The following is a 26,412-nucleotide window of genomic DNA, read 5'->3' as shown; positions in this document are numbered from 1 at the left end:
GTGACTGCGCCACCATGATCGTATGGACGCTACGACACCAGAAACACCCCAGGCGGCGGAACTGAGCCTTCCCCAGGCATTCCTGCTCCTGGCCACGAACGACGACGACGGCAAACCTGCGGTGCCGGTGTTCGCGCTCAGGACCACGGTGGCCGGGGCAATACTGGCCGAGCTGGACCTGCTTGGTGCCATCGAGCTGCAGGGCAAGAATGTCAGGGCGACGGGGTCCGCCCCGCAAACGGACTTCCAGCGTGAGCTGGAGCTCATCCGTGGCAAGTCCCGGCCCCACACTCCCAAGCGGTGGGTCTCCATGCTGGAAGGCCGCGCCGAGGTGCAGCGTGTCTACGAGGGGATGGCCTCACGGGGCATCCTGGAACAGGTCGGCGAAAAACACCTTGGTCTGTTTAAGTCCGCGCGGTACCCGGAAAAGGACCACGGTCCGGAAGCTGCGCTCATGCACAGGATCGAAGCGGCACTCGGCGGTCCGCAGGCGGAGCCCGCGAAGGCCGAGCCCGAGACGCCTGATGCCAAGACTAAAACTGAGGCGGCCGATGTCGAGTCGCCTGATTCCACTGGTGCAGAGGCGCCCGGTGCCAAGCCTGAGCCCAAGGCCCCTGTTGCCAAGGCCACCGATGCCAGGACCACGGCGCTGATCGCCCTGCTTCACGCCGCCGGGCTGTTCGGCAAACTCTTCCCGGCGGCAGATCGAACCCGGGCAGGCGAACTGGCGAAGGACTATTGGCCTTCCCGCGCGGTGGAGGACGAACTTCGGATGATCAGGCTGGCGCAGGAGGAAGCCGCAACCTTGTGATGTTGCCTGGTCCGCGCGGGAGTTTTCGGTCGCCCGGGCGCCCGGGTCCGCACTGCCCGGCCGCCCGGCCTTCTATGACCCGACGGACCCGGCCGCCAGGTTTCGCTTGAGGATTTTCCCGCTGGGCCCGAGGGGGAGTTCCGTGAGCAGCGAAATGACACGCGGATACTTGTAGGCGGCGAGCTGGGCACTGGCGAATTCCATCAAGTCGTTTTCGGTAGCGGCTGCCCCCGCGTCGAGCACGATCGCGGCCGCAATTTCCTGGCCGTGGACGTCGTGCGGGATTCCGTAGACCGCGGCGCTGACGACCTCCGGGTGGGTAAGGAGGATTTCCTCCACCTCGCGGGGGTAGACGTTGTAGCCGTTGCGGATGATCATGTCCTTTTTGCGGTCGACGATGGTCAGGTAGCCGTCGTCGTCCTTCGTCCCAAGGTCGCCGGTGCGGAACCAGCCGTCGACGATCGCCTCGGCGGTGGCCTCGGGCCGGTTGAGATAGCCCTTCATCAGCAGGTGCCCGCGGATGACGAGCTCGCCAAGTTCGCCAGGGGGCAGCAGCTCGATGCTTTCAACCGTTTCGGCGCGGGCGATTTCGATGTCGACGCCCCAGATGGCCACCCCGATGGTGCCGGGCCGGGGTGGGGTTCCGACATGGTTGAACGCGGCGACGGGGGATGTCTCGGTCAGGCCGTAGCCTTCGTGGATTTCCACCCCGAAGACATCGCGGAATTTGTCCATGACGGCCAGTGGGAGGGACGCGCCGCCCGAGATGCCGTAGCGGAGGGCAGTCGGGCGGACATCCGTGGCCTTGGCCGCTTCAAGAAGCCCCACGTACATGGTCGGCACTCCCAGGAAGATGTTGACCTTGTGCCGGGCCATCAGCTGGAGGGCGCCCTCGCCGCTGAACCGGGGCATCATGACGATGGTGGCGCCCGCCCGCAGCCCCGCGTTGAGAACTACTGTCTGGCCGAAGGTGTGAAAGAGCGGCAGCCCGCCAAAGAGGACATCGCCCGGCTTGAAGTCCATGACGGATGTCAGTATGACGGAGGTCTGTTCCACCAGGGCGAAGTGGGTGCCGAGGGCTCCCTTGGGTTTGCCGGTGGTGCCGGAGGTGTACAGGATGGTGGCAGTGTCCGAGGGCCGGCAGGGGACACAGCTGCGGATCGGCTCGGCCGCGGCGGCCTCGGCTTCCAGCCGCGGCAGCCCGCCGTCGTCGGGCGCCATCACGGTCAGGAGATCGGTTCCGGTGCTGGCGGCACCCGCAGCGCCTTCCTTCAGGAGCGGAGCGGCGCAGATCAGCATCCTGGCGCCGCTGTCCTGGAGCACGTATTCGATTTCACGTGCCTTGAGCAGGGCATGCACCGGAACCACAATGGCCCCCAGCGAAAGGACGGCGTAGTACACCCGGGCGAAGTCCGCAACGTTGGGAATGAGCACGGCGACGGCATCCCCGGGGCCGATGCCGCGGGCCCGCAGTGCCCCGGCGTAGGCGCGCGTCTCATTCCAGAGGTCGCCGTAGCTCGTTTCTTCCTCACCGACGATCAGTGCGGTGCGGTGCGGGGTCCTTCGAGCGGACTCGGCCAGGATGGCAGCGACGGAGATGGTTCCGAAGCCCTCTTCGGGATTGGTGGTGTTCATGGCCTGCTTCTTCGTAGGGATAATCATGCCTTCAGGATCAGGGCGTCGCCCTGGCCGCCGCCGCCGCAGAGCGCGACGACGCCGGTGCCTCCGCCCCGGCGCTTCAGCGCCAGCGCCTGATGGAGGACCAGCCGCGCGCCCGAAGCCCCGACCGGATGCCCGAGCGCAATGGCGCCGCCCTCCGCGTTGATGTCCTCCGGCTCGAGGCCCAGGTCCCTGGCGGACTGGATGAGCACGGAGGCGAAGGCTTCGTTGATCTCGACGAGATCGAGCTCCTGCGCGGTGAGGCCCTCCCGCTTGAGGGCGAGTTCAATGGCACGGGCGGGTTGGGAATGCAGGGATCCGTCCGGTCCGGCCGTCTGGCCGTGCGCACCGATTTCGGCAATCCACTCGAGCCCTGCCGCTTCGGCTGCGGCCTTGCTGGCGATCACCAGTGCGGCTGCACCATCCGAGAGCGGGGAGGAGGATCCTGCGGTGATGGTCGCCGCTTCGTCTTTCGAGAACGCGGGACGCAGCTGTGCCAGGGATTCGGCGGTGGTCTCGGGGCGGATGCCCTCATCGTGCGTGAGAGTCAGCGCGGGCCCCTTGCGTTGGGGAATGTCGATCGGGGCGATTTCCTCGGCGTACACGCCGGCGGCGCGGGCCTGTTCGGCACGCTGGTGCGACCGGGCCGCGACGGCGTCCTGCTCGGCGCGGGTGATGCCGCGTTCGGCGTTCCCGGCGTCCGTGGCTGCGCCCATCAGCAGGCCGCTGACCGGATCCTGCAGCCCGTCCCGGTTCAGCGAGTCCAGCATCGGGGCTTCCCCGATGGCGACGCCGGCGCGGAGCCCGGGCACGAGGTGGGGTGCGTTGGTCATGGATTCCTGGCCGGCCGCAACGATGAAGTCTGCTTCCCCCGCCCGGATCATCCGTGCGGCATCAATCACGGCTGTCAGGCCGGAAAGGCAGAGCTTGTTGACCGTCACGGTGGGTACGTCCCAACCGATCCCGGCGGCCAGGCTGGCCTGCCGCGCGGGGCCTTGGCCGGCACCGGCCTGGATGACCTGGCCGACGATGACTGCCCCGATTTGTTCGGGGGCGACGCCGGCGCGGTCCAGGGCGGCGCGGATGGCGTGCGCGCCCAGGTCGCTGGAGGAGAAGGGAGTGAGGCCGCCGCGGAAGCGGCCGAAGGGGGTCCGGGCACCGCCGAGGATGACAGGGATGTTGGCGTTCGGGTTCAAACCGGGTTCTACGGGCGACGTCGTCGTCATGTGTTTGTCCTCTGTCTTGGCGTCGGGACCTGATCGCCCGCGGGCTGTGGCTCACACCACATCGACTAAGGATGCAATGAAACGCGGTTCCACGTCAAGAAACTCAGTTTCACTAGGGAGCGTCGACGTTAGTGCAGCGCGGCGCGGACCGCCTGCACTATCGCGTCCTCGTCGGCGCCCGCGGTAAGGACGGTCACGACGACGGCCGGGGACGCCTGCGCTGAGGTGCCGGGCCCGAGCAGCGCCGGCCGGAAGATCCCCGAGAGGGCCCGAAGCTCATGCGCGAGTGCAGCAGACCTGTCCCGGTCAGCCGTCACTGCTTCCCTGCCTGCGGGTGCAGTGCGTAGCCACCCCCGAAGGAAGGCGTTGTGCACGGCGACCGCGGCTGCAGCGAAGGAGACAGCCTTGTACTCACGATGCTCGACGTCGGGCAGTCCATCCAGCAGGTGCTGCACGAATGCCCTCTCGTACCGGTGGGACGTGACCAGTTCGCGGTCCCGGAGTGCAGGCACGGCCTGCATGAGCTCATAGCGCGCGCGGGACGTTTCCTGGTTCCGCAAGTGGTGATTGAAAACCAGCAGCGCCGCATCCTCGATCGCTGCAAGCGGTTCCTGAATCGTTTCCGCCAGACGGTCGGTTACCTGCCGAAGGATCCGCTCGTGGTCAGCGAAGACCACGTCCTCCTTTGACCCGAACTTCCGGAAAAACGTGCTGCGGCTCATGCCGGCGGCGTCCGCGAGGTCGTCAACAGAGGTTGCGTCATAGCCCTGCCTCGCCAGGAGCCCGATGGCGGCGGCAGCGGGTGCATCGGCATGGTGGCTTGGCAGGTGCGGGATCATGGGCCGAAATGTAGCACAACCGCTCGTGCCGCCTTCGCCTCAGTCGGCCTGGACTCCAGCAGCCCGCCGCTGGCCCAGCGGCGCACCGCGGACTTCTCGACGGCGTCGAACTCCAGCAGGGCCACCCGGCAGAGTTCCTCCACGTTCGCGGTCCAGGCTGCTGCCAGATCTGCTGCCGCCGGCTCGTCGGTGAGCAGGAAATTGGCGTAGGCGAGACCCTGAAGGACGAAGTTCACGGCGTTGCGTGAGACCGGCTGGCCCGCGCTGACGCAGTCATCCCTTACCAGCCGGGATAATTCGGTGCGGTTGAGCTGATGCTCCCGAAGCCTGGCCGCCATGGCCAGGAACACCTGCCGGAACTGGGCCGCCGACAGTGCCGGAACATCCGTCACCCGGGTGACCTGCTCCTCGATGCCGGGCTGCAGGTCCGCCGGGGCAGGAAGATCCTCGCTCGAAAACCGCTTGGCGTCCCAGACCCACCCGCCCCGCGCCGGGGAATATCCGACGCTTGGGCCGATCTGGGCCACCCAGGTCCCAAACTTTCCGAAACCGCCCCAGTCCGTCTTCAGAGACGGGTCTGCAGTGAGGGCCCGGTGGGCCACGATCGCGCCGGCCGCCGGGCCCGGAGCGGTGCGGATGAACGCCAGAACCTCACGGACCGCGGGCGAGCCCGCCTTGGTCTTAGGCTTCGCCGCGGCCGGGCCGTGCTGCTGCTTCGGGAACGCCACCGCATGAATCGGCTCCGCCGTGGTGCCGTTGAGGATGGCGACGAAGTCGTGGGACTCCACCACGTGGTCCGCCATTTCCCGGTAGGCGAAGGCCACGGCTCCGGCTGCGATGACTGTGGTCATCCGGTCCGCGGCGCGGAACCGCTGGATCAGGGACGTGAAGTCGGCGTCGGCCGAGGCGATGACGAACTCGTCGAGGCCGCCGCTGCCGGATAGCGCGTCCATGGCATCCAGCACCAGGTTGATGTCCGTGCTGCTCTTTCCCCGTTGTGTCAGCGACGGGCAGTCGATCACGCGGAACCCGGCCCGCGTCCAGTAGGTCCGGTACTTCGAGTACACCACCGGGTTGAGATAACAGTTGCGGATCAGGAAGCGCCGGGATTCCTCGCCGGCACCGCCGTCGGCCAGCGCCTCCGTCCAATGCTTGGGATCCTCGGCGAACCGTTTGGCGGCGGCCGGGTCCAGGGCCAACAGGCCGGTGTAGACGTTGTCGAAGTCAACGAATATCGCGGCGCGGATGCCGGGACGCCCGGGCCGGGGGAGAGGATCACTCATCGGCTCAGTGTGCCAGCAGGAGCGCTGCACGTGCCGGATTTGGTCCCCTTGGTGTTGTGCCCTTTTACCCCGACCGTCCGGGGGCCCGCTGACGCCGCGGCTGCGGGCGCCGCTGGCGGGCGGCCTGGTAGGAGGGCGCCCGAAGCTGGGCCGCCCATCCGTAGGTGCCGGCCCCGGGCAGGGGACGCCTCAGCGGGTCGAACCGCGTGTTGAGGTCTGTCTGTTCCGGATCGAGGGTCAGCAGGAGGGTGCCGAACCGGACCCAGGGCCCGGTGGGCCGCGCATGGTAGAGGCCCAAAGTCCAGGCCCCGGCGGCCAGCGACTCGCGGAATGCCTCGGGGGTGGCCGAAAGTCCCCTTCCGGTTGCCTCCGGGCGGGCTGCCAGCAGAACCGGCCCCGCGGATCCCTTGTAGGGCATGAGTGAGGTCAGCTTGCTGTTGCTGGCATAGCGGTGCGCGGTGAGCATAAGTCGGCCAGGCCAGGACATGGCTGTTGATGCCAGCAAAATGTCCGCCGGCCCGGACTCCGTGGTAACCCGCAGCGCCAGGCCGAGGATGTCGGGCCAGCCCGAGGGCATGCCGATCGACCGCGATAACCGGGCGCTCACCGCCGCAGGGCCGGGGGAATCTATCCACAGGATGCCGCTTTCCACGCAGCCAGGCCGCCGTTCGATGGTTCCGGTGAGGGCCACGCCCGTGGGGTGAATGGGCCGGTTGGGACGCAGCGCCTTGAGGGCCTTGAAGGCGGCAGCGAGAGCCTGCCCGGCCGCACCGCTAAAAGAGATTGTCATGCCGTTTGCCTTTTCAGGCTGCGCGCGCCGCGCTGATGGAGAAGCCACCCTGCTCCGATGAGCAGCACGCTGACGAGCAGGAAGCCGATGTCCCAGGACAGCGGTCCCCCAAGGTCATCCCTGACATGGTGCACCTGAAGGATGTGGTGATCGATCAGGCCTTCAGCGATGTTGAATGTTCCCCAACCCATAAGAACGAGCCCGAAGTGGAAGCTCCAGTTCGGCGCCAACCGCCCCCGGCGCCATGCGGTGATCGTGGATACTGACGCGGCCAGCACCAGCAGCCACATCGCCAGATGGAAAAAGCCGTCCGCAAGCGTGTTGACCTCAAGGCCCGCAAGCGTCGTAACCGGGTTATCCGGGGTGTCGCTGAGCATGTGGTGCCACTGGAAGATCTGATGCAGGACGATGCCATCAACGAAACCGCCCAGCCCCATCCCGTAGAGCAAGCCGGCAAGCCTTGTGGGCCGCGTCCGGGCGGCAGCGGGCACAGCCCGTGGAGTAGCCATGGCCACGCGTTACCGCTGAGCCGGGCGGGAACGGGCGCTGCCGGCTTTCACCAGGCCACCGCCTTCTTCTGCCGAGAGTTGATGGCGGACGTCTGACCGCAGTTCGAGCAGGTGATCCGGTAGCTCCGGGACGTGGTGAAGATCGGGATGAAAAACATCGTGAACTTGGTGGCGCGTTCCTGGAGGTGGTGGTGAGCGGACCGGCCGCAATACTGGCAGGTTGCCGGCCGTCCGGGGAGGTTGTTGAGGACGGTCTTGAGGCCGAAGAGGAGGAACACGGTTGGTGCCTTTCAGAGAGTTCGCCGGTCAGGGCCGCGGAGAGCACGATCTTCTTGCTGAGCCGCGCCTTCGGTCCCGGGGACGAAGGCAAACCGGGATTTTCTGCGGGGGACAGAGGCTTCCACTAACGAAGTAGTAAGCATGCTTGCTTGTGTCCGAGTCTACCTGCAATGTCTGCATTGCAGATAGGGGAAGAGAGGTTTCCCCGGATTGTGGTCGGAACCGGATGGCCGTCACCTCCGGCACATATCGGCCGCAGATCGCCCGCCGACCCCGGCGCGTTCGCCCGGTATGCGCCAACTGCCACGCCGGCAGGCACCTGCTGGCCGGAGATCCAGAGGATCAGAGGATCATGTCGCCGCCAGGACCGCCACCGCCCGGCACTGGCCCTTCAACTCAACACATGACAAGCACTCGCCGCGCCCGCAGACTGGGGAGCTTTTCATAGACGCGGCGACGAGCAATAATCAAGTGGTCAGCATACTTATTATTTCTACTGAGCGGAGTACGGCATGAGAGCACTTACCTGGCAGGGAAAGCGGTCGGTCAGCGTAGAGGTGGTTCCGGATCCGGTGATCCAGGAGGCCACGGACGCCATTGTGAGGATTACATCCTCGGCAATCTGCGGTTCCGATCTTCACCTGTACGAGGTGCTCGGGCCGTACATGAAGTCCGGCGACATCCTCGGACACGAACCCATGGGCATAGTCCAGGAGGTGGGGACCGCAGTAACGAACCTTGTGCCCGGTGACCGCGTGGTCATCCCATTCAACATATCCTGCGGACATTGCTGGATGTGCAGGCAGGGGCTGCAATCCCAGTGTGAGACCACGCAGGTCCACGACCACAACAGCGGCGCGAGCCTCTTCGGATTTTCCGAGCTCTACGGGTCAGTCCCCGGTGGCCAGGCAGAATACCTGAGGGTGCCGCACGCAGATTACGGACCGATCAAAGTGGGCCATGAGCTGCCTGATGAACGCTATCTCTACCTCTCCGATATCCTGCCCACTGCCTGGCAGGGGGTGACTTATGCCGATGTCCCCGAGGGTGGCACGCTGGCAGTCTTCGGCCTCGGTCCAGTGGGTCAGTTCGCCAGCCGAATCGGCCGCCACCTCGGCCAACGGGTCATTGCGATAGAACCGGTTCCGGAACGCCGCCGCATGGCAGAACGGCACGGAGTGGAAACCATGGACTTTACGGAAGACCTCGGCGACCAGCTACGCGAGATGACCGGGGGTCGGGGCCCTGATGCGGTGCTCGACGCCGTCGGCATGGAAGCGCACCATTCGCCCGTTGGCGCGTTCGCCCAGCATGCAGTGGGTCTCTTGCCGGACGCGCTGGCTAAGAAAGCGATGGAAACGGCCGGCGTGGACCGCATGACCGTCCTGCACGCAGCCATCGATGCAGTACGGCGCGGCGGCACGATCTCGCTCAGCGGCGTCTACGGAGGCACGGCTAGCCCGATGCCCCTGCTCACCATGTTCGACAAGCAGATCCAACTCCGGATGGGCCAGTGCAACGTGCGGAACTGGACTGACCACCTGATGCCCCTCGTGGAAGACCCGAGTGACCCGCTCGGCGTGATGGACCTCAAGACCCACGAAGTTTCCCTGGACGGCGCCGCGGCCGCCTACGAAATCTTCCAGAAGAAAGAAGACGGCTGCATCAAGGTGATCCTGAAGCCCTGAGCACGGTCGCGCAGAAGTCAGTCTGGCCAGACCCAATCCGAGAACAACGAAAGGCAAGCCGATGAGCACCTATCATCCCGAAAACGATCCCGCCAACCCCGACCCGCCGCGGGCGGACGGCGGAAAAAATCCGGGCGTGCGTAAATACTCAATCCCGAATCCGGCCGCGTCAGGCGACCCTGATGCGGGGGCCTCGGCCAACCCGGATCCGCTCAACGGCAAGATCACCGGGTTGGAGCCGGGTGGGGGAGTGCCGCCGGGAGAGACGCCTCCGGCCGAGGACCAGATGAGCCGCGATCAAGGGCACAGCGAGTAGCCGCTAAGCGGCCCCAGGAAAGCATGCCGGCAGCCGGGCCCCGGCCCATTATGGGGCGGTGCCCGGCTTCACCGTTGGTCTCCCGGTCAGCCCTTCCGGCCTTCGGTGGCCGCGCCTTCGAGGAAGTGGCGTTGTCCGAGCGGAGTGAACCAGCATGGGCATGGTGATAAGCAAGGTGGCGGCTGTGACGTATACGCCGTCGCTGTGGTGCTAGGAGGAGACGGACTCGAGACCGGCGGCGCCGTGGTTGAGGCTCAGCGTGAACGTGCTGGGCCCGCTGGCGTGGACCGCGATGTTGCTCTTCGGGGTGTTGTGGCGGACCGAGAGGTCGTGGATCAGGGAGTCCAGTTCGTGGTGCATCGTGGAGCGGTCCCAGAGCTTGTGCGTGACAGAGGTGGCAGTTTCAAACGTCATTGTTCAGTGCTTCCGTTCATGTATCCGGGTGTCCGGCCGCCGCACCGATGCGGAGCCGCCGTAGGGGCCATACCGGGAACGCTCCGGGACCGCTGGCGGCTCTGCGAGCTCACCGGTTTGGCCTCATTGCGTCCACCAGGATGGGTAAAACTTTTGCCGCCGGGAAGTTTCCGTCCCTGCCGCGCCTTTCCATAGTGCACAGCGCGGCGCAGTCGCCTCAAGCTTATTTCGCATTATTGTCCGTGAGACTCATCACAGGCGGACGCCGAGGAGGCGCCGGCCGGGGCCAGCGCTGACTAGGGACGGGCCCGCTTGGGCCGGAAACGGGGGAGGGGCATGTGCTTTCGGCTCAGCCCCCGGGCAGGCGCGGGCGTGACCGGCACCGGGCCGCCGGGCTCCGGACCCGCTGCGGCTGCTGCCCGTGCCCGGGCTTGGCCCAAAGTCCTAGGAGAGGACGCAGGCCTTCGCCGGACCAGAACCGGGTGACGCCGGCAAGGGTCGAAACGCGACCCGGGAACAGTTCCTCGTGATTCTTGCGCGCTGCTTCAGTAGGAGCCATGGCTGTCCTCGCGTTCTCTGACGGTGGGCTGGGCGGCGGTGGGCTGGGCGACCGTGTCGGTGGCCGGCGTGCAGGCGGCGGGGGCGGCCGACACGGCGAAGCCCGCGGCAACTCCGGCGGCTGTGGGCTGGGCACATCATTTCGGCTGGTCAGGGGTGCAGGCTACGGCTGGTGGAGGAACCGTGGGAGGGCCTGACAGTGCACCCCTCCGGGCGCCGGTCACCCTGTTGGGGTCTCAGGCTGCCTAACTATTGAGCTCACGGTGGAGTCTGCTCCGAGCGCTGTTTTCGATCAGCGTCGGAATGTAGGTCCTGATCCGCCCGGTTTCCAGGGAGTCGTATTCCTCCGCGACGATTCCTTCAATGCGGTGCCGTGGCATCGCGGGGAAGCGGGGGGCGAGGCGGTCCGCAACCTTGCGGATGGTCGGTTCCCTCTCGGCGTCGCTCATTTTTTTATTGTGATTCAGGCCGTTTTCGGCGACAAGGGACTTTTGCCCCGCAGTGGCGGGGCCGCGGTTGCCCGAAGCCTGCTTTTCTCTCCCGGGCCGACGTTCCCTGTGGGGCCCGTTCATCCGCCGTTAATCGGGCGCGCATACGCTGGAGATGACTCATCTCTCCGTTCACGGGAAGGCGCCGCCATGAGCTTCGAAGGAAAGTCTGGGAGGAACGTTCACGGGAGTGAACTAAAGCGCGGGCAGGAGGTCCGCGTCCGTCTCGGCGACCAGGATCTGGGCGTCGGTATCGTCGATGAAGTGACCGGCGACGGCGGCGGTGCCGTGTGGATCTTCTTCGCAGGGACCGTGCCGCGCCGCATCCCGACCGACCGCGCCTCGACCGAATTCACCGTGCTGGAGTCCGAAGCCCGTTTCGCTTAAGTGACGCGTAACCGGGGCCGGCTGAAACTCGGCGCCCTGGAACGCAGAGCGGACGACGGCGGAAACCTTCCGCCGTCGTCCGCTCTGTTCAGGTACCGCCTCAGACGGGGAATCCAGGATGCTACCCGTGCTGTCCCGTGGGGGTGGCCGCGGTGAGGGCGGTGAGGGCGCCGGTGTCCACATTCTCCGACGGGCCCTGCAGGTACCGCGCCAGGCTGTCATCCATGGCATTGATCCAGCGCGTGTGGTGCCGCGCTGCCATCGTGCCGGTCATCACCGAGCGGTGCACATTGTCCCGGTAGCCGAGGATGTTGTCCTGCTTGTCGCGCATCCACTGCTTGAACAGTGCGGAAACGGTGTCCAGATCGAACTCCGGGTAGTCCGTCAGCGCGATGAGGTCGCGCAGGTAGCCAGTCTGGTAATCCGCCTCGGCATCGTGGCTCGCCAGGGCTGCCTGCCGCTCCAGCCAGAGGGTGATGTCAGCTGTCCGCTCCGCGGCGTCCGGCAACTCGATGCGGCCAAGCATCACATCGCGGGCGAACCATGCCTGCGCGTCGAACATGTTGAAGGTGTAGTACTGGTCCTGCGCGCCGAGATAGAACAGGTTGGTGTTGTCCTGCCAGACCACGCCCTTGTAGAGGTGGTCCGGGTAGAGCACATTGCGCGACGTCAACGACAGCTCACTCGGCAGGAACGGGTACTTGTGCTGATAACCGGTGCAGAGCACGACGGCGTCGAAGGCGCCGGTGGTGCCGTCGCTGAAATGCGCAGTGCTGCCCTCAAAACGCGTCACCAGGGGGCGTTCCGTCGCGTTCTCGGGCCAGTCGAAGCCCATCGGGGCGCTGCGGAAACTGAATGTCACGGATTTCGCGCCCATTTTGTGGGTCTGCATGCCGATGTCTTCGGCGGAATAGCTGCTGCCGATCAGCAGGATGTTCCGGCCGGCGAAGCGTTCGGCGCCGCGGAAATCGTGCGCATGCAGCACCTCGCCCGGGAATCCGCCGATGCCCTCGAACTCGGGGACATTCGGGAAGGAGAAATGGCCGGTGGACACCACCAGCTTGTCAAAGACGTGGGTCTCGGTGGTCTCGGTGACCAGATCCTCGACGGTCACGGTGAATTCCTGTGCCTGTTCGTCATAGGAAACCCAGCGGGCCGCCGTATTGAAGCGGACGTACTTGCGCACGTCGGACTTTTCCACCCGGCCCTTGATGTAATCGAAGAGGACCTCGCGCGGGGGATAGGACGAGATCGCCCGGCCGAAATGCTCATCAAAGGTGTAGTCCGCGAACTCCAGGCACTCCTTCGGTCCGTTGGACCACAGATGCCGGTACATGCTGCTGTGGACGGGTTCGCTGAAGGCATCCAGGCCGATCCGCCAGCTGCTGTTCCACTGGCCGCCCCAGTCGCCCTGCTTTTCAAAGCACGTGATTTCCGGGATGCTGGCTCCTGCCTGCCGTGCCGACTCAAACGCCCGCAGCTGTGCCATACCGCTGGGGCCAGCCCCGATGATTCCGACTCGCATAGACATGCCTACTCCTGTTCGTTGGATCTTCTCCATCAGATTCGACGCTCGGAATGCACGAGGTGGCCGTGAGGCAAACCTGCCGTACCGCAAGACGGCGCAAGACGCACGGCGGTTATCGGCTTCATCAATGACACTGCCGGCGCGGCTGCGAGCCGGGCCTCGATAATCAATCCCTGCGGGCCTGTGCCGGCAACGGGAGAAAGGGCAGTGGGTGTCTGTTGTCAGCAGGAAAATGGTCCTGCATGACTGTTCCGAGCGGTCCGCCTACGATCCAAAAAGGTCGGCGGTCCTCTTGTATTATGCGCACCCAGGCTGTGGATAAGTCAAAAGGAGGGACCTGCGGCAGCCGGGAGGGCCGCCGCAGAGTCGGCGTGCCGGCCCGGAGCCGGCATCGATGTGCGCGGCCCTGCCGAAGTGCGCGGCACTGTCGAAGAACCGGTCGCCGAGCCTGTGGAATCCGGGGTCCGTCATTTCGGGCTCAGCCCACGCTGATCCTGTGGGGCGCCCGCGACGGCGTGCTGCCCGGGCCGGCCCCGCAGCCGAAAAGCAGTGGCGGAACCCACTGTGCCGGAGCAAGATGCAAGGCATGGAGACTGTGGATAAATCTATGGCAAACGAGAATGTGGTCAACCGACTGATCGCTTGCATCAACGACCGTCGGGTGGAGCTCATGGATGAGCTGTTTCATGATGACGCGGTTATGCACTGGCCGCAGTCCGGGGAAGTCGTGCGCGGCGCCGAGAACCGAAGGGGAATCTACAACTCCTTCCCGCAACTGCCGATCATAACGCCCCGCAGGCTGGTCAGTGGCGGCGATCTGGTGGTGGCCGAGGCGTCACTGGATTATGGGGGCCCGACGTATGAAACGGTCTTCATCTTCGAGTTCCGGGACGGCAAAATTGCCAGGGAAACGGCGTACTGGAGTGAGGCCTTCGACGCGCCGGCCTGGCGCGCCCAGTGGGTTGAGAGAACCTAGAGGGGACGCCACTGCGTAGCCTGCTCCCAGTCAGCAAAGATTCTTGCAGGGCCGAAAGGTGGGGATCGTTATGACGGTGGACCAGTGTGCCGCGTTGGCGGCCTGCACGGTTCTGGCCTGCCTGGCCGTCTTTCAGGGGGCCCTGATCGGCGGAGCGCCGTGGGGACGGCTGGCGTGGGGCGGGCAACACGAGGTCCTGCCGGCCGGGCTGAGGATCGGCAGTGCACTGTCAATAGTCCTCTATACCGTCTTCGGGTACGCCGCGGTGGCCAAATCCGGCCTGGTGCTGCCCCTGGTCAATGAGAGTGTCACTTCGACCTCGATCTGGGTGCTGACGGCGTACTTCGCCCTCGGTGTGATCATGAACGCGATCTCCCGGAGCAAACCGGAACGCCTTGTCATGACGCCCACCGCGGCCGTCCTCACGGCCCTCTACCTGATCTTGGCGCTCGGATGATTCCCGGCCCCGTCAGCAGGCGGCATTCAGCGGCTCCACGATGTCTGTCCGCAGGACATCGACGATGGGCCGAGCGCGAAGCCGTTCCACGATCATTCCCAGGGCGACGTCGTTTGAATTTGAGTACTCAAAGCCTTGGGCGATGTTCCGCTCCGGTGACCTGCTCGGGCGGGGCGCAAAAAGGCTCTCGAAGCCGGGAAGTACCCGCTGACTGGTCCGCAAGCCCGGGCCGTTCCTCCGCGACCATCCGTCGACGCTGCCATTAGCGCCGCAGTAACGGCGGGCCAGATGGACCAGGACGCGCGCATCCATCCACGGGACATGGCACAAGATCCTTAGCTTGTCCTTGATTCCGGCCAATCAGCGAAGCGGGATCGGCTGGCCGGTCCGAGGCAACGAGTACTCCTCAGGCCGGTTCAAACCGCCTAGCTGGTGACGGCTTCGGAAGAGTGGACCAGCTGCGGCGGAGGCCGGAGCGGCGTAGCCGGCATTCGCTCGGCGGCTTCGATGCGGTGCACGCGCATGGAACCTGGCGGACCCGGGTGTAAAGACGCGAAACTCACATCATTACGGGCCGCCGGTCCCCGGGGTGGGGCATCGGCTACGGTAATGGACGCCGGCCTCGGGCTGTTAGGGTTGCCGAGCGGGCATCCGCTCATCGACAAGGGCAAACCGGGTGCGAATCCGCGACGCAAAGCTACGGGACCCTCGCGGTCGGCCGGGCCGCCGATTAACAAGGGACCCATTTTGCTTTCGAATTCTCTTAGCCTCAGCCATGCTCGAACCGAGTCCGGTGATGGATCCGGGCAGCGGAGCCTCCGTCTACGACACCGGACCGCGGTGGGAACCGCCATGTTTGCTTCGGCGCTGCTGGCATCGGCCTTAGTGGGCCAGGCTCCGGCCTACGCCGCTGACGCCCCGGTGGGGCTGGGGACGGCTGCTTCCTACTCCGTCCTGGGCGGAACAACGGTCACCAACACCGGACCGACAACGTTGGCCGGAGACCTCGGGGTGAACCCCGGAAGCGCGATCACGGGCTTTANCAGGCCGGGCCATGACCGCCAGTGTCGCCGGTGACCTGGTCGGGAAAACCCTGACCCCGGGCGTCTACAAATCCTCCGGCCCGCTCTCCGTCAGCGGCGCGCTGACCCTGAACGGACAGGGAAACCCGAACTCGGTGTTCATCTTCCAGGTCGCCTCAACCCTGACGACCGCCACGGCAAGCAGCATCGTCCTGACCAACAGCGCCCAGGCCTGCAATATCTACTGGCAGGTCGGCAGCTCCGCCACCCTGGGTACGGCGTCAACGTTCAACGGCAACATTCTGGCCCTGACCTCGATCACGGCGACCACCGGCACAACGGTCCAGGGCCGGGCACTGGCCCGGAACGGGCAGGTGTCGCTGGATACAAACGTCTTCACCATGCCCGGCTGCGCCACAGCGTCGCCCTCGGCCTCCACAACCCCGACAGCCTCACCGACGCCCTCCGCAGCCGCCACGGCATCGTCAGCCCCGACAACTTCGGCGTCGCCCATGCCCGCCGCTGGGTCCGGGAGCGCCAGCCCGGGCACCGGACAGGACGCCGGCCAGGACACCAGAACGGGCCGTGGTGTGAATATTGATACCGCGGCAGAGACCCCCGTTTCAAACGCCGGGATGGTGCTTGGTGCGGCAGCCACGGCGGGGCTGATCGGGGTGTGGATGCTGACCAACGGAAGGCGCCTGTTCCGACGGAACAAGTGACGCTGCAGCGACAGCTTGCGCGGACAGCCACGGCGGCGACAGGAACGTCTTCCGGTGGATGACCAGGCCGCAGCCGAAGGCTCGCCCGGCGTGCGGTCCGTCCGCCGCCGGCCACGAACCGGGATGATATTCGGAGGGGCCCTGACTGCGGCTGCGCTGGCGGCTGTGGTCTACCTCACGTCTGGGCTGGCTTCGCCCCCTGCCGCGGCGGGACCCGTCCCGGTGACGGAACCGCTGGCACGCACGGAGCCCCCGTTGACTGCGGAGGCGACCACCCCGGCAGCCCCAGGATCCCCGCCGCTGCGCATCACCTATCCGGTCATCGGTATGGACCAGGACGTGGTGCCCCTGACACCCCAGGACCTGGGACCGCAGGCGACAATCGTTCCCCCGCTGACCGCGGACGCGTACTGGCTCACCCCTTACGGCAGCCCGGGTTCCACCGACACGACGTACCTCATCGGCCACAGCTGGGAGGGCCGCGACTCGGCCTTCAACCATCTCAGCAGCCGGGCAAAACCGGGAAACCAGCTGATCGTCACCACAGCGGCCGGACCGGCAACCTACACCGTCAAATCGGTCACCACGGAGAACAAAAACACGCTCAGAGACAGCCCCATCTGGGACAGGATCCCCAACCGGCTCATTCTGGTCAGCTGCTACACCGCCGACCTCCAGGGAACCAACGTCATCGTCACCGCTGATCTGGAACCGCTTCCCTGACGGTGCCCGCGCGGAAACCGGCGGTGGGGTTCGGCCGCGCGTAGGCGTCGGCACCCGCCATCTACCGGTGTCCGTGGCAGACTCTCGGCCATGGAGCCCATGGATTGTCTGGTCATCTCCGGGCGCCACGCCGTCGTCGGCGCCGCACTGTCCGTGCATCCGTACGAGTCGCCGGCGTTCATGACCTTTCCGGTCGATAGCAGTCTGCCGGACGGAACAGGCCCGCTGTAACCGGATGCCGTCCGCCGGTCGTACCCGGGCTGATCGGTGCTCCCTTAGAAAAGCCTGACGCCGGTGAGCTCGGCGAGTGTGTCGGTGAGCCTGTCCTGGAAGGTGGTGTCGGTGACCGCCGGGGCCGGCTTCTGCGGCCGGCGGTGGTGCCAGTATTTGCCGGAGACCCGGGCGGCGGTGTCCTCGCTGGCGGCGAGCCAGGTCTGGGTGTCGCCGCCCATGGCCAAGTCGTCAGGGGCGCTGGCGCCGCCCATCCTGGTGGGCACCCAGCCGGGATCAACGGAGTTGCTGAGCACGTCGGGCCAGTGGCGGGCGACCGAGGCGGAGAGCGCAGTGATGTGGAGTTTGCTCTCGGAGTAGGCCGCGCCGGCATTCCAGCGCCGCGCGGTCCAGTCGATGTCGCGAAGGCTGCGGCTGGCCCCGCGGTGCATGCCGCTGCTGAGGTAAATCAGCCGGGCGGGCCGCTCGATCAGGGCGGTGAGGATGTATGGGGCGAGCACGTTGACTGCGAGGGTGCGGGAATGTCCCTCCGGGGTCGCGACGCGCCCCGGCGAGAGGTAGACGCCGGCGTTATGGATAATGGCATCCATCAGCCCGTGCGCGTTGACCTGCCCGGCGAGGTCCCGGGTTTCTGCGGCGCTGCTGAGGTCACCAATCACGATGCCGGCCGCGTGCGGGGCGAATTTATCGAGCGCGGCGGCGCGTTCCCTGGTGCGGGCGTGCAGCAGGACCTCATGGCCCTCATCCAGCAGGGTCCGGGCGCTGGCGAGGCCTAGCCCGTCGGTCGAGCCGGTGATAAATACGCGAACCATGCGCTGATCCTAGCCGGATCCACCCGTGACCGGACACGGTCCCCGCTTGATCGTAACGGTGCCGGCGTCGCCGCCGACGCGGATCCCCGCCGGGTCCGCCAGGTGGTGCTGACCGGACCCACGGACCGGTCACGCCGTGGAGGGACATCCTGTTCAGAATCCGGTCGGCATCCGCAGGGTGTAGGGCTTTTCGAGCTGTTGCGCCTGTTCGTCTGCGAGCTGGATGTCGAGGGCCGCCGCGGCGTCCGCGAGGTGCCGGGTTTTGGTGGCTCCGACGATGGGGGCGGTCACCGCGGGGTTGCGCAGCACCCAGGCCAGCGCGACCTGGGCCATAGGTACCCCGAGCGCCTGGGCGACGCGCTGCACGGCGTCGGCGATGGGCCGGTCATCGTCGCTGAAGAAACGGCGCTGCATGGGGTCGGCGTCGGCTCGTTTCGTTTGTTCGCCCCACGGCCGGGTGAGCCGTCCCTTGGCGAGCGGGCTCCAGGGGGTGCTGCCGAGGCCCTGGTCGGCCAGGAGCGGGAACATTTCGCGTTCTTCTTCCCGCTGCATGAGGCTGTACTGGTTTTGCATCGAGACGAACCTCGTCCAGCCGTGCCGGTCTGCGCTGTGCTGCATCTTGGCGAAGTGCCACGCCCACATGGATGAGGCCCCGAGGTAGCGGGCCTTGCCGGCCTTGACGACGTCATGCAGGGCTTCCATCGTTTCCTCGATCGGCACGTCCGGATCGAGGTGGTAGAGGTCGACGTAGTCGGTGCCGAGACGGGTCAGTGACGCATCGATCTGTTCCATGATGGCTTTGCGGGACAACCCGGATCCGCCCGGGCCGTCGTGCATCCTGAAGTGCACCTTGGTGGCAAGGACAACGTCTTCACGGCGCGCGTATGTCCTGATGGCGCGTCCGACGATCTCTTCGGACGTGCCGAAGCCGTAGACGTTGGCGGTGTCCCAGAACGTGATGCCCAGTTCCACGGCCTGCCGCAAGATCGGCTCGGCTTCCTCGTCGCCGAGCGACCATTCGTTGAAGCCCCGGGACGTGTCGCCGAAACTCATACAGCCCAGGGCGATGCGGCTGACCTTCAGGCCGGACTGGCCCAGCCGGGTGTACTCCATGGCTTAGCCCCCGATGCCCGTGCTGAGGCTGAAGTCCCGCCAATGGACCAGGTCCGTGCGCTCCGCCCGGGCGACGGCGTCGTAGGCGTCCCGGCCGAGCACCAGCAGCGACGGCGGGTTGGGACTTTCGACGATCGCCAGGACCGCTGCTGCGGCCTTGGCCGGATCGTCTTGCTGGGTGCCGTGGACCGTGTCGTGCTCCTTGCGCCGCTTCCCGGCCGTCTCCGCGTAGTCCTCGATCGCCGTCGCGGACTGGGGTCAGTGAGCGGCCGGCGAAGTCCGTGCGGAATCCGCCGGGCTCGATGACGGTGACGTTGATGCCCAGCGGCTGCAGTTCCTTGCGCAGCGAACCCGACAGGCCTTCCAGGGCTGCCTTGGTGGCTGAGTAGTACCCGGATCCGGCCGGCGAGATCCGCGCTCCGATGGAGGAGATGTTCAGGATGGAGCCTGCCCTGTTCGCGAACACGAGGCGATCCTCCAGCGGGAGGGACTGGTGATACAGGTAGTCCCAGTGCCTCCCGCGCGCGGTTGCCGGCTTCTAGGGATACCGGCGCATGGTCGGGTTGGCCCCGGCGGGACGGTGCGGCACCCCGGACGGGTCGGCACCGTCCCGGCATCCTACTTCTACGGCGAACTGGCCCCGGCAGTGATCAGGGGGCAGGCGCCGGACCGGCGGCGTCGTTGGCGTCGTTGGGAAACGTATCCGCGGTGACAAACGCTAAGGCTGATTTGAAATCGGCGGCCAGCCGCGGGAGCGCGCCGGCGTGGGGTATCCGGTGTCCGCGGAGTTCCGTTTCCAGCCCTGTGCAGTAGAGGGTCAGTTGCTCCGCTCCGAGCATTGCCGAGCTTGCCTTGAGGCTGAGGACGGCGTTCAGGGCGGCCGCGGGGTCCGCCGTTGTCAGTGCTGCGTCCACCCGGGTGAGGCGGTCCTGGAACAGGTTGAGGAAATCATGCGCGAACCTGGCGGCGGCAGAACGCCCGGCGTGTTCGATCAGGGCCTGCATGGCAAGGGGGTTCAGGGCCGGTGATGCTGTGGGACCGGTGCCAGAAGGCAGCTGTGCGGTCCGGTGATCGGGCTTGAGTGCCTCGGGCAGTGGTTTGTTCATAGCGTCCCCCAACGTCATGTCGTCAAGCCTAGTCTGTGGCGCGGGTCAGTCCTAACGGTCCGGTTGCACGGACTTGCCCGCGGCCCCGCCGCCCGCAATCCGCAGCCGGCCCGCGCGCTCGCCAAGGATCCGCCGGGCCTCGCCGGGCAGGCCCTCGTCGCTGATGAGCTCGTCCGCGTCCTCCAGGTCGGCGATGGTGCTGATGCCGAAGGTGCCCCACTTCGTATGGTCGGCCAGCACCACCAGCCGGCGGGCAGCGGCCACGAAGGCGCGGTCCGTCTCGGCTTCCAGCACGTTGGGCGTGGTGAAGCCCGCGTCGGCATCGACGCCGTGAACGCCCAGGAACAGGACATCCAGGTGCAGCTGTTTCAGGGCCGAGGTGGCCAGCGGACCGACCAGGGCATCCGAGGGCGTGCGCTCGCCGCCGGTCAGGATCACGGTGGACGGGGACGAGCTTTGCTGGAAGACGTCGGCGACGCGCACCGAGTTGGTCACGACCGTGATCCGGGGCCCGGCGGAGAGCAGTTGCGCCAGCGCCCAGGTTGTGGTGCCCGCGCTGAGCCCCACCGCCATGCCCTCGCGGACCTGGGCGGCGGCCTCGTGCGCGATCGCCATCTTCTCTTCCTGCAGCTGGGTCACCTTCAGCTCAAAGCCGGGCTCGTGCGTGCTCACGCCGCCGGGCAGCTTGGCGCCGCCGTGGATCTTCTCCACGGCGCCCGCCGCATCCAGCGCCTCGATGTCCCGCCGGACGGTCATAAGGGACACACCCAGCATCTGGGCGAGGTCCGCGACGCGGACAATCCGCTCGCGCTGGACCTCCGCGATGATGGCGGAGTGGCGGGCTGCGGCAAGCATTCTGCATCCTTAGGTGTGCCGGCGGGGAGAGCGGGGGAGTGGACGGCGGCGGCTGCGCAGGCTTCCTCCTGCACATCCTAACGTCCACGCACGGCAATGAGCACATACTCTATGCTTCATTTTGTGCTTTATTGTTTGAAAATGTTATCTCGTGTACAACTGGAACCATGACGCGAACCACCATGACCCGGCTGGCCGACGGGCGCGAAATCCTCTACTTTGACGACGCCGGCTCCGCCGAGCGGCCCGCAGCCTCCCTTGTGGACCACCGCGAGCTGCCCGCCCGCCCGGAACCGGGCCAGCTGCGCTTCGATGCGCTCAGCCGCGAATGGGTAGCCGTCGCCGCGCACCGGCAGTCCCGGACGCACCTGCCGCCGGCGGACCAGTGCCCGATCTGCCCGACGACGCCGGCCAACCAGACCGAGATCCCCGCGCCGGACTACGACGTCGCCGTCTTCGAAAACCGATTCCCCTCCCTCGGGCCGGACGCGCACGCAGTCCCCGCCGCGCCGGGCTGGGGGTCCACCGCGCCCGCCGTCGGCCGCTGCGAAGTCGTCGCCTTCACCCCGCAGCACACCGGATCCTTCGCCGAACTGGGCTGGCGCCGCACCCGCACGGTGATCGACGCGTGGGCCCACCGCACGGAGGTGCTCAGTGCGCTGCCCGGCATCCAGCAGGTTTTCCCCTTCGAAAACCGGGGCGCGGACATCGGCGTCACCCTGCACCACCCGCACGGACAGATCTACGCCTATCCGTACGTCACGCCGCGCGCCGCGGTCCTGGCCGCCGCGGCCGGTGCCTACTTCGAGACCTCGGACGGTACGGGGACACTGTCGTCCTCCCTGCTTCGGGCCGAGCGCGGCGACGGCAGCCGCATGGTGCTCGAGGGCGAGCACTTCAGCGCCTACGTCCCCTTCGCGTCGCGCTGGCCGCTGGAAGTCCACCTCGTCCCGCACCGCCAGATCCCTGACCTGGCCGCCCTGGACGGGGCCGAGCGCGACGAACTGGCGCAGCTCTACCCCGAGCTCCTGAAGCGCTTCGACGCTCTGTATCCCACGCCCACTCCCTACATCGCGGCCTGGCACCAGGCGCCGCTGGAGCCGGCCCTCCGCCGGTCCGGTCACCTGCACCTGCAGCTGACCTCGCCGCGCCGCGCCGCGGACAAGCTCAAGTATCTGGCGGGCTCCGAGGCGGCCATGGGCGCGTTCATCAACGACACCACCCCCGAATCCGTCGCCGCCCGGCTGCGCGAGGTGGCCAGTGAAGTAGCCGTTTAATGCGCTGCTGAACCTGCCCCCCACCGACCGTCCACGCCAGCCGCCCCGCCCTGACCCCGGAAGGCGCCCCCGCGTAATGACCCACCCGCACCGACGCAGGGCCGGCGGCCTGCCCTTCGCCATCGAGTGCGCCGTCGTGACAGCCCCGAACGAGCTCACCACCCCTGACTTTCCATCGACTGCTCCACGACGGCCCTTTTGAGCACTCAAAACGGCCGTTGTGGAGCAATCGATGGAGTCCGGAGCCCAAAGGGTGAGCCCGTGGGGGTGTGTCCTAACGCTGCAGCGGCAGGAACAGCACCGTGTAGATGCCCAGTCCGGCCAGGGCCACCACGCTGCCGGCAATGGCCGCCGTCCCCCTGATATTCGCGGCCATCACCGCTCCGCCGATGCCGCTGGCGTGGTGGTGGTAGCGGCGTCGCTGAGTGAGGGCGATGCCCAGGGCGACCAACAGTGAAGCCGCCACCAGGGTTCCGGCAAACCAGCCGTAGTGGGGTACCCAGCGTAGGAAAATGCAGGCCGCCGTGATCAGGGTCAAGGAGGTCCTGCGCCAGGCGAGGTCCGTACGCTCCGGCTGCAGCCCCGGGTCATCGTGCACCGCCACGGCCCTGGTTTTCCCCACGGCTAGGCCGGCCGTCCGATCACAAAAACGATCAGCACGGCCGCAACAAGAGAACCGCCGGCTGCCAGGATCGGCGCGAGCAGGGGCGCCGGGAGCGGAGTCTGGTGCCGCATGGCCCGTTCCACATTGAGCCAGCGGAAGAACGAGCCGCCGCCGGTCACCAGCCCCAGCAGGAGCAACAGTACGGCGACGGTCTTGCGCAGTTCCGGGCCCAATAGGCCCGTGGTGAAGGCCTCCACGGCGATACCGCCGGCCACCATCGCCAGCGAGGTCCGGATCCAGGCCAGGAACGTGCGCTCGTTGGCCAGGGTGAACCGGGGATCCGGGTCGGTTCCGCCGCTCAGCGCCCGGGCCAAGATTCCGCGGCGGCCCAGGTCTGCGCCTGTAACGGCCCCGGCAGCCTCCGCCCCGGCAGCCCCCGCAGGCTGAACCTCGCTGCCGGATTCCCCGGCGTTGCGTGCCTGACGGTCGGGTGTCTGACGGCCGGGTGCCTCTGGGCCGGTGTGTGACGAGTCGGGGGTCTCTTCGTGTGCGGTCATGATGCTCTCAGGATGCCACCCCACGGAATAATTCCCCACTATCCTGGCCGCGGCCCGGAACCCGTCAGTTGTTCACGGCGGCGTACAGGTTCAGGCTCGCCGAGAAGATGAGCCACGAAACGTAGGGCAGCATCAGCACTCCGGCCGTCCTGCTGATGGGCCCGAAGAAGAGCACAGTCAGGGTCGCCACCGCGGCGTGGGCACCAATAACGAGCAGTGCCAGCCACAAGGCGGCGGCCCCCAGCATCGGGTACAGGCCGAAGAACATCAGCGGCCACGCCAGGTTCAGGAGCAGGAGAACCCCGTAGACCGTGAACGCGGCCCTGCGGGGAAAATACCGCTGCCGCCACACCAGCCACGCAGCGACGGCCAGGGCGGCGTAGAGCAGCAGCCAAACGGAGCCAAAAATCCACCCCGGCGGTGTCCACGGGGCCTTCTCGGCCAGGGCGTACCAGCCGGCGTTCATCCGGATCGGCAGGGAGCCCAGCAGCGACACGATCCAGGACACCGCGAGAAAGCCGGTCAGTGCCGCGGCCTGCCGCCGCCAGGAGCGACCGCCCGTCAGCGCGGGGCGCGGCAGACTTCTTTCAACGTTGGCAAGCACTGACTCACTGTGGACAATCGGAGGCTGGTACGTCAAACGGCGGCGGTCCGCGGAACCGGTCAGGCCCCCGGCACCCGCAGCACCTCGACGGCAGCCAGCAGATACGGCACCGGATCCGGGTCCGTGCCCGCAGCCCACCGCATCCACCCTTCAAAGGTGGCCGCCAGATACGCGGCACTCAGGTAGCTGGCTGTGTCCTCGGGAACGCCGAGGACAATCAGGTGCCCCCGGGCCTGCTCGCGCTGGGGCGCCATGGACTCGTAGCTCCGGCTGGCGAGATCGGGATGTTCGGCGATCAGCCGCAACCGTCCGCGTGAGACCGAAAGATCGGGAATGGCCGCCACGCCGGCGACGGCGGCGGCGCGCAGCCCCGCCATGAGGTCCTCGCTGTCTTCCCGGCCGCCGCGGGCCCCTTTGAGGGCCAGTCCTGAGGCCGCGATCACCGGTTCCATGCCGCCCCAGATGAGGTCGGCCTTGCTGGAGAAATACCGGTACAGGCTCTTGCGCCCGATGCCTGCCGCGCGGGCGATGTCCTCCATCGAGGTCCGTTCGTAGCCGTTCTCGGCGAAGAGCCGCAGCGCGAGGCTGGCGATGGCGTCCGGGTCGATGGTCACGGGACGCCCGGCGGAACGCATGCCCGAAGGCGTGGGATCGTGCGGGGGCATCCCACCAGTATTCACCCTTTCATAATGACACAGCGTGTCATAAGGTGGAAGGCGTCAGCACTGGAAACATTCGGAAGGACATCATGGGCAACGAAGCTGCATGGCAGGAATCCATCACGGCGGGCCGCTTCGCCGGCAAAACCGTCATCGTCACGGGTGCCGGTTCGGGCATCGGCCTGGCCACGGCCCTGCGCGTTGCCAAGGAAGGCGGCCGGGTCATCGCCGCCGAGATCAGCACCGAGCGGCTGGACGCCCTGGTTGCCGGGAACAGCGGCCTGGACGTGGTCCCCGTGGCCGGTGACATCTTCGACGAGGACACCGTCGCCGCCGTCGTCGCCGCCGCGGGCGGCAGGGTCGACGGGCTCGCGAACGTCGCCGGGATCATGGACCACTTCGCCCCGATCCACGAGGTCGACGACGCCACCTGGGACAGGGTATTCAGGATCAACGTCACCGCCCTCATGCGCCTGACCCGCGCCGTGGTGCCGCTGATGCTCGAGGCGGGTTCAGGCTCCGTGGTCAACGTCGCCTCCGAGGCCGGCCTCCGCGGTTCCGCCGCCGGCGCCGCGTACACCGCGTCCAAGCACGCCGTCGTCGGCCTGACCAAGAACTCCTCGGTGATGTACGGGCCCAGGGGCCTGCGCTTCAACGCAGTGGCCCCCGGCGCCACCATCACCAACATCGAGGCGACCTGGGGTTCCCAGCTCGCCGCCGAGCGCCTCGGCCCGCTCATGGGGGCGAACATCCCGGCCCCTGCCACCGCGGCCCAGCTGGCGGCCTCGATCACGTTCCTGCTCAGCGACGACGGCACAAACGTCAACGGCGCCATCCTGGCCTCCGACGGCGGCTGGTCCGCGGTCTGAGCGCGGTCACGCGCACGCAGGAGGACGACGGCGGGAGCTTCCCTCCGTCGTCCTCCCGTGTTGCCCCGCTGAGCGGCAGCGGGATGCCCGGCTGGTTCCGTGGGTTGGTTTCAGTGCCGTCCGCCAGACTGCGACGGCCTTTGCGACGTTGAAGGCCCAGGCGGCAGACGGGAATAACGAACGGGGAGCTGCAGCTGGACCCACGCAGAGCGGGGCGGTTTACGAAAACGGGTTCTTGAAGCCGCTGGTTGAATTACCGGAATCCTGAGTCCATATTGCCGAGAATGCGCCGGCGCAGTCCGGTCGATCGTCAATGGCTCGCTGCTGTTCCCATGGTGAGTTTACAGATTTTCTCCCGACTGGGTGATGTTAGCCGCTCTTTCTCGACGCGAAAACGACACTTCTCCTTTTTAGCCTTTCGTCTGTCTTTCCTGGCGAAGAAAAAACGGTCATGGAATCTGTGATTCACCTCCCGGGTGTCCGCTGAACTGCAGCCGGGATCCCATTTCCCCCTCATCCGCAGCCGCCGGTTCAACGCCGGTGAGACCGCCGTGTACGCCGGCTCTGGACCATGCCATCGCGTCGGCGGGACCGTTCAGGTATGGTGTTAAACCAGCTGAAACTCAACGAAAAATGGCTGCATTGCTGCTGACCGAGTACATCTTTCAGGAATGACTCAGAGTTCCCGAGTAGGCCACACCGGAGACCCAAGTAGAGCCGCTGGAGCCATGCAGGAAGTGGAACAGACAACCAAGTAACAACCACTCGTGACACAACTTTGGGTGAACTTTAGGCTTTAGGCAGGGCCACCATTCAGTGGCTGCTGGGGTATTGGGTTTACGCACAGTATGGACGGATCTCTTTGAATTTGTCCGCTAGGTTCTCATTCGCTAAGGGCCACGCCTTTGGCGTCCTAAATTTCATGAAGTGGTGAGGCTTTTGTCTATTTCAAATCTGGCCCCGAATTCGTCGTCCGAGCGAGTTTCCGCCTCACCGAGGGCTTCGGTGAGCGTGGTTATTCCGACGCTTAATGAGGAAATGAATTTGCCC

Annotated in this window: 30 protein-coding genes, 1 pseudogene and 1 riboswitch; of the genes and pseudogenes, 11 read left to right on the top strand and 20 right to left on the bottom strand. The window is 66.6% G+C overall.

Going from position 1 to position 26,412, the window contains the following annotated elements; genetic code table 11:
* Nucleotides 1-22 precede the first annotated feature (22 nt).
* Complete coding sequence (locus tag ACZYZ3_RS06610; RefSeq protein ID WP_463963031.1) at nucleotides 23-811, top strand: GOLPH3/VPS74 family protein; 789 nt, start codon at nucleotides 23-25, stop codon at nucleotides 809-811.
* Between the two features lie 72 nt (nucleotides 812-883).
* Here the strand turns inward: ACZYZ3_RS06610 and ACZYZ3_RS06605 are convergent, their stop codons facing one another.
* The 7 genes from ACZYZ3_RS06605 to ACZYZ3_RS06575 all read right to left on the bottom strand — a co-directional run bounded on the left by ACZYZ3_RS06605 (nucleotide 884) and on the right by ACZYZ3_RS06575 (nucleotide 7,395).
* A complete protein-coding gene (locus tag ACZYZ3_RS06605; RefSeq protein ID WP_463963030.1) occupies nucleotides 884-2,446 on the bottom strand; it encodes a long-chain-fatty-acid--CoA ligase in 1,563 nt (520 codons plus the stop codon).
* A 23-nt stretch (nucleotides 2,447-2,469) separates the two neighbouring features.
* Entirely contained in the window at nucleotides 2,470-3,696 is a 1,227-nt protein-coding gene (locus ACZYZ3_RS06600; RefSeq protein WP_463963029.1) for an acetyl-CoA C-acetyltransferase, read from the bottom strand.
* Nucleotides 3,697-3,824: 128 nt separating this feature from the next.
* Nucleotides 3,825-4,535 (bottom strand): TetR/AcrR family transcriptional regulator, encoded by a 711-nt coding sequence (locus ACZYZ3_RS06595; protein ID WP_463963028.1) that lies wholly within the window; start codon nucleotides 4,533-4,535, stop codon nucleotides 3,825-3,827.
* A complete protein-coding gene (locus ACZYZ3_RS06590; protein WP_463963027.1) occupies nucleotides 4,532-5,818 on the bottom strand; it encodes an NYN domain-containing protein in 1,287 nt (428 codons plus the stop codon). The genes ACZYZ3_RS06595 and ACZYZ3_RS06590 overlap by 4 nt, the downstream gene beginning before the upstream one ends.
* A 64-nt stretch (nucleotides 5,819-5,882) precedes the next feature.
* Nucleotides 5,883-6,608, bottom strand: coding sequence for a hypothetical protein (locus tag ACZYZ3_RS06585; RefSeq protein WP_463963026.1), 726 nt, complete (start codon nucleotides 6,606-6,608; stop codon nucleotides 5,883-5,885).
* Complete coding sequence (locus ACZYZ3_RS06580) at nucleotides 6,605-7,057, bottom strand: DUF2243 domain-containing protein (protein ID WP_463963025.1); 453 nt, start codon at nucleotides 7,055-7,057, stop codon at nucleotides 6,605-6,607. Before ACZYZ3_RS06580 ends, ACZYZ3_RS06585 begins: the two co-directional genes overlap by 4 nt.
* Before the next feature lie 107 nt (nucleotides 7,058-7,164).
* Nucleotides 7,165-7,395: a zinc-ribbon domain-containing protein gene (locus ACZYZ3_RS06575; RefSeq protein WP_463963024.1), complete on the bottom strand. Its 231-nt coding sequence runs from the start codon at nucleotides 7,393-7,395 to the stop codon at nucleotides 7,165-7,167.
* A 513-nt stretch (nucleotides 7,396-7,908) separates the two neighbouring features.
* Between ACZYZ3_RS06575 and ACZYZ3_RS06570 the strand changes: the two genes are divergently transcribed.
* Nucleotides 7,909-9,084, top strand: coding sequence for a zinc-dependent alcohol dehydrogenase (locus ACZYZ3_RS06570; protein ID WP_463963023.1), 1,176 nt, complete (start codon nucleotides 7,909-7,911; stop codon nucleotides 9,082-9,084).
* A 61-nt stretch (nucleotides 9,085-9,145) separates the two neighbouring features.
* Nucleotides 9,146-9,400 (top strand): DUF6480 family protein, encoded by a 255-nt coding sequence (locus ACZYZ3_RS06565; RefSeq protein ID WP_463963022.1) that lies wholly within the window; start codon nucleotides 9,146-9,148, stop codon nucleotides 9,398-9,400.
* Nucleotides 9,401-9,610: 210 nt separating this feature from the next.
* On the opposite strand, the gene ACZYZ3_RS06560 is transcribed toward ACZYZ3_RS06565, so the two are convergent.
* Entirely contained in the window at nucleotides 9,611-9,814 is a 204-nt protein-coding gene (locus ACZYZ3_RS06560; protein ID WP_463963021.1) for a hypothetical protein, read from the bottom strand.
* A gap of 803 nt (nucleotides 9,815-10,617) precedes the next feature.
* A complete protein-coding gene (locus tag ACZYZ3_RS06555) occupies nucleotides 10,618-10,821 on the bottom strand; it encodes a three-helix bundle dimerization domain-containing protein (RefSeq protein ID WP_463963020.1) in 204 nt (67 codons plus the stop codon).
* Between the two features lie 189 nt (nucleotides 10,822-11,010).
* On the opposite strand from ACZYZ3_RS06555, the gene ACZYZ3_RS06550 reads away from it, so the two are divergent.
* A complete protein-coding gene (locus tag ACZYZ3_RS06550) occupies nucleotides 11,011-11,247 on the top strand; it encodes a hypothetical protein (RefSeq protein WP_463963019.1) in 237 nt (78 codons plus the stop codon).
* A 121-nt stretch (nucleotides 11,248-11,368) separates the two neighbouring features.
* Here ACZYZ3_RS06550 and ACZYZ3_RS06545 read toward each other — a convergent pair whose 3' ends face one another.
* Nucleotides 11,369-12,778, bottom strand: a complete 1,410-nt coding sequence (locus ACZYZ3_RS06545) for a trimethylamine monooxygenase (RefSeq protein ID WP_463963018.1) — start codon at nucleotides 12,776-12,778, stop codon at nucleotides 11,369-11,371.
* 604 nt (nucleotides 12,779-13,382) lie between these two features.
* Here ACZYZ3_RS06545 and ACZYZ3_RS06540 point away from each other — a divergent pair.
* The gene (locus tag ACZYZ3_RS06540; protein ID WP_463963017.1) at nucleotides 13,383-13,751 is read left to right on the top strand and encodes a nuclear transport factor 2 family protein; all 369 of its coding nucleotides are present in this window, start codon (nucleotides 13,383-13,385) and stop codon (nucleotides 13,749-13,751) included.
* A 70-nt stretch (nucleotides 13,752-13,821) separates the two neighbouring features.
* Nucleotides 13,822-14,208 carry a hypothetical protein gene (locus tag ACZYZ3_RS06535; protein WP_463963016.1) on the top strand — a complete coding sequence of 129 codons (387 nt, stop codon included), beginning with the start codon at nucleotides 13,822-13,824 and terminating at the stop codon, nucleotides 14,206-14,208.
* Between the two features lie 12 nt (nucleotides 14,209-14,220).
* Here the strand turns inward: ACZYZ3_RS06535 and ACZYZ3_RS06530 are convergent, their stop codons facing one another.
* Nucleotides 14,221-14,430, bottom strand: coding sequence for a hypothetical protein (locus tag ACZYZ3_RS06530; protein ID WP_463963015.1), 210 nt, complete (start codon nucleotides 14,428-14,430; stop codon nucleotides 14,221-14,223).
* Nucleotides 14,431-14,864: 434 nt separating this feature from the next.
* Nucleotides 14,865-14,939: riboswitch (cyclic di-GMP riboswitch) on the top strand.
* Nucleotides 14,940-15,262: 323 nt separating this feature from the next.
* On the opposite strand from ACZYZ3_RS06530, the gene ACZYZ3_RS06525 reads away from it, so the two are divergent.
* From ACZYZ3_RS06525 to ACZYZ3_RS06515, 3 genes are all read left to right on the top strand, one after another.
* A complete protein-coding gene (locus ACZYZ3_RS06525) occupies nucleotides 15,263-15,952 on the top strand; it encodes an ice-binding family protein (RefSeq protein WP_463963014.1) in 690 nt (229 codons plus the stop codon).
* Nucleotides 15,953-16,207: 255 nt separating this feature from the next.
* Nucleotides 16,208-16,675, top strand: a complete 468-nt coding sequence (locus ACZYZ3_RS06520) for a class F sortase (RefSeq protein ID WP_463963013.1) — start codon at nucleotides 16,208-16,210, stop codon at nucleotides 16,673-16,675.
* A gap of 90 nt (nucleotides 16,676-16,765) precedes the next feature.
* Nucleotides 16,766-16,906, top strand: coding sequence for a hypothetical protein (locus ACZYZ3_RS06515; protein WP_463963012.1), 141 nt, complete (start codon nucleotides 16,766-16,768; stop codon nucleotides 16,904-16,906).
* 44 nt (nucleotides 16,907-16,950) lie between these two features.
* Here ACZYZ3_RS06515 and ACZYZ3_RS06510 read toward each other — a convergent pair whose 3' ends face one another.
* The 5 genes and pseudogenes from ACZYZ3_RS06510 to ACZYZ3_RS06490 all read right to left on the bottom strand — a co-directional run bounded on the left by ACZYZ3_RS06510 (nucleotide 16,951) and on the right by ACZYZ3_RS06490 (nucleotide 20,792).
* Nucleotides 16,951-17,718, bottom strand: a complete 768-nt coding sequence (locus ACZYZ3_RS06510; protein WP_463963011.1) for an SDR family NAD(P)-dependent oxidoreductase — start codon at nucleotides 17,716-17,718, stop codon at nucleotides 16,951-16,953.
* A 153-nt stretch (nucleotides 17,719-17,871) separates the two neighbouring features.
* On the bottom strand, nucleotides 17,872-18,831 hold the full coding sequence (locus ACZYZ3_RS06505; protein WP_463963010.1) for an aldo/keto reductase: 960 nt from the start codon (nucleotides 18,829-18,831) through the stop codon (nucleotides 17,872-17,874).
* Between the two features lie 328 nt (nucleotides 18,832-19,159).
* Nucleotides 19,160-19,297: pseudogene (locus ACZYZ3_RS06500) on the bottom strand (SDR family NAD(P)-dependent oxidoreductase); the annotation flags it as partial.
* 184 nt (nucleotides 19,298-19,481) lie between these two features.
* Complete coding sequence (locus ACZYZ3_RS06495) at nucleotides 19,482-19,937, bottom strand: Hpt domain-containing protein (protein ID WP_463963009.1); 456 nt, start codon at nucleotides 19,935-19,937, stop codon at nucleotides 19,482-19,484.
* A gap of 51 nt (nucleotides 19,938-19,988) precedes the next feature.
* Nucleotides 19,989-20,792 carry a DeoR/GlpR family DNA-binding transcription regulator gene (locus ACZYZ3_RS06490; protein WP_463963008.1) on the bottom strand — a complete coding sequence of 268 codons (804 nt, stop codon included), beginning with the start codon at nucleotides 20,790-20,792 and terminating at the stop codon, nucleotides 19,989-19,991.
* Between the two features lie 167 nt (nucleotides 20,793-20,959).
* Between ACZYZ3_RS06490 and galT the strand changes: the two genes are divergently transcribed.
* A complete protein-coding gene (gene galT / locus ACZYZ3_RS06485; protein ID WP_463963007.1) occupies nucleotides 20,960-22,069 on the top strand; it encodes a galactose-1-phosphate uridylyltransferase in 1,110 nt (369 codons plus the stop codon).
* Between the two features lie 274 nt (nucleotides 22,070-22,343).
* Here galT and ACZYZ3_RS06480 read toward each other — a convergent pair whose 3' ends face one another.
* From ACZYZ3_RS06480 to ACZYZ3_RS06465, 4 genes are all read right to left on the bottom strand, one after another.
* Complete coding sequence (locus ACZYZ3_RS06480) at nucleotides 22,344-22,673, bottom strand: DUF202 domain-containing protein (RefSeq protein WP_463963006.1); 330 nt, start codon at nucleotides 22,671-22,673, stop codon at nucleotides 22,344-22,346.
* Between the two features lie 20 nt (nucleotides 22,674-22,693).
* A complete protein-coding gene (locus ACZYZ3_RS06475; RefSeq protein WP_463963208.1) occupies nucleotides 22,694-23,065 on the bottom strand; it encodes a YidH family protein in 372 nt (123 codons plus the stop codon).
* A 229-nt stretch (nucleotides 23,066-23,294) separates the two neighbouring features.
* On the bottom strand, nucleotides 23,295-23,834 hold the full coding sequence (locus ACZYZ3_RS06470; protein WP_463963005.1) for a TspO/MBR family protein: 540 nt from the start codon (nucleotides 23,832-23,834) through the stop codon (nucleotides 23,295-23,297).
* 59 nt (nucleotides 23,835-23,893) lie between these two features.
* Complete coding sequence (locus ACZYZ3_RS06465; RefSeq protein WP_463963004.1) at nucleotides 23,894-24,499, bottom strand: TetR/AcrR family transcriptional regulator; 606 nt, start codon at nucleotides 24,497-24,499, stop codon at nucleotides 23,894-23,896.
* 83 nt (nucleotides 24,500-24,582) lie between these two features.
* On the opposite strand from ACZYZ3_RS06465, the gene ACZYZ3_RS06460 reads away from it, so the two are divergent.
* The gene (locus tag ACZYZ3_RS06460) at nucleotides 24,583-25,362 is read left to right on the top strand and encodes an SDR family NAD(P)-dependent oxidoreductase (protein WP_463963003.1); all 780 of its coding nucleotides are present in this window, start codon (nucleotides 24,583-24,585) and stop codon (nucleotides 25,360-25,362) included.
* Nucleotides 25,363-26,412: the final 1,050 nt, after the last annotated feature.

The organism is Pseudarthrobacter linnaei, from assembly GCF_055412825.1.
Note: the sequence above shows the minus strand (reverse complement) of the source record. Positions and strands in the feature narration are given on the sequence as shown.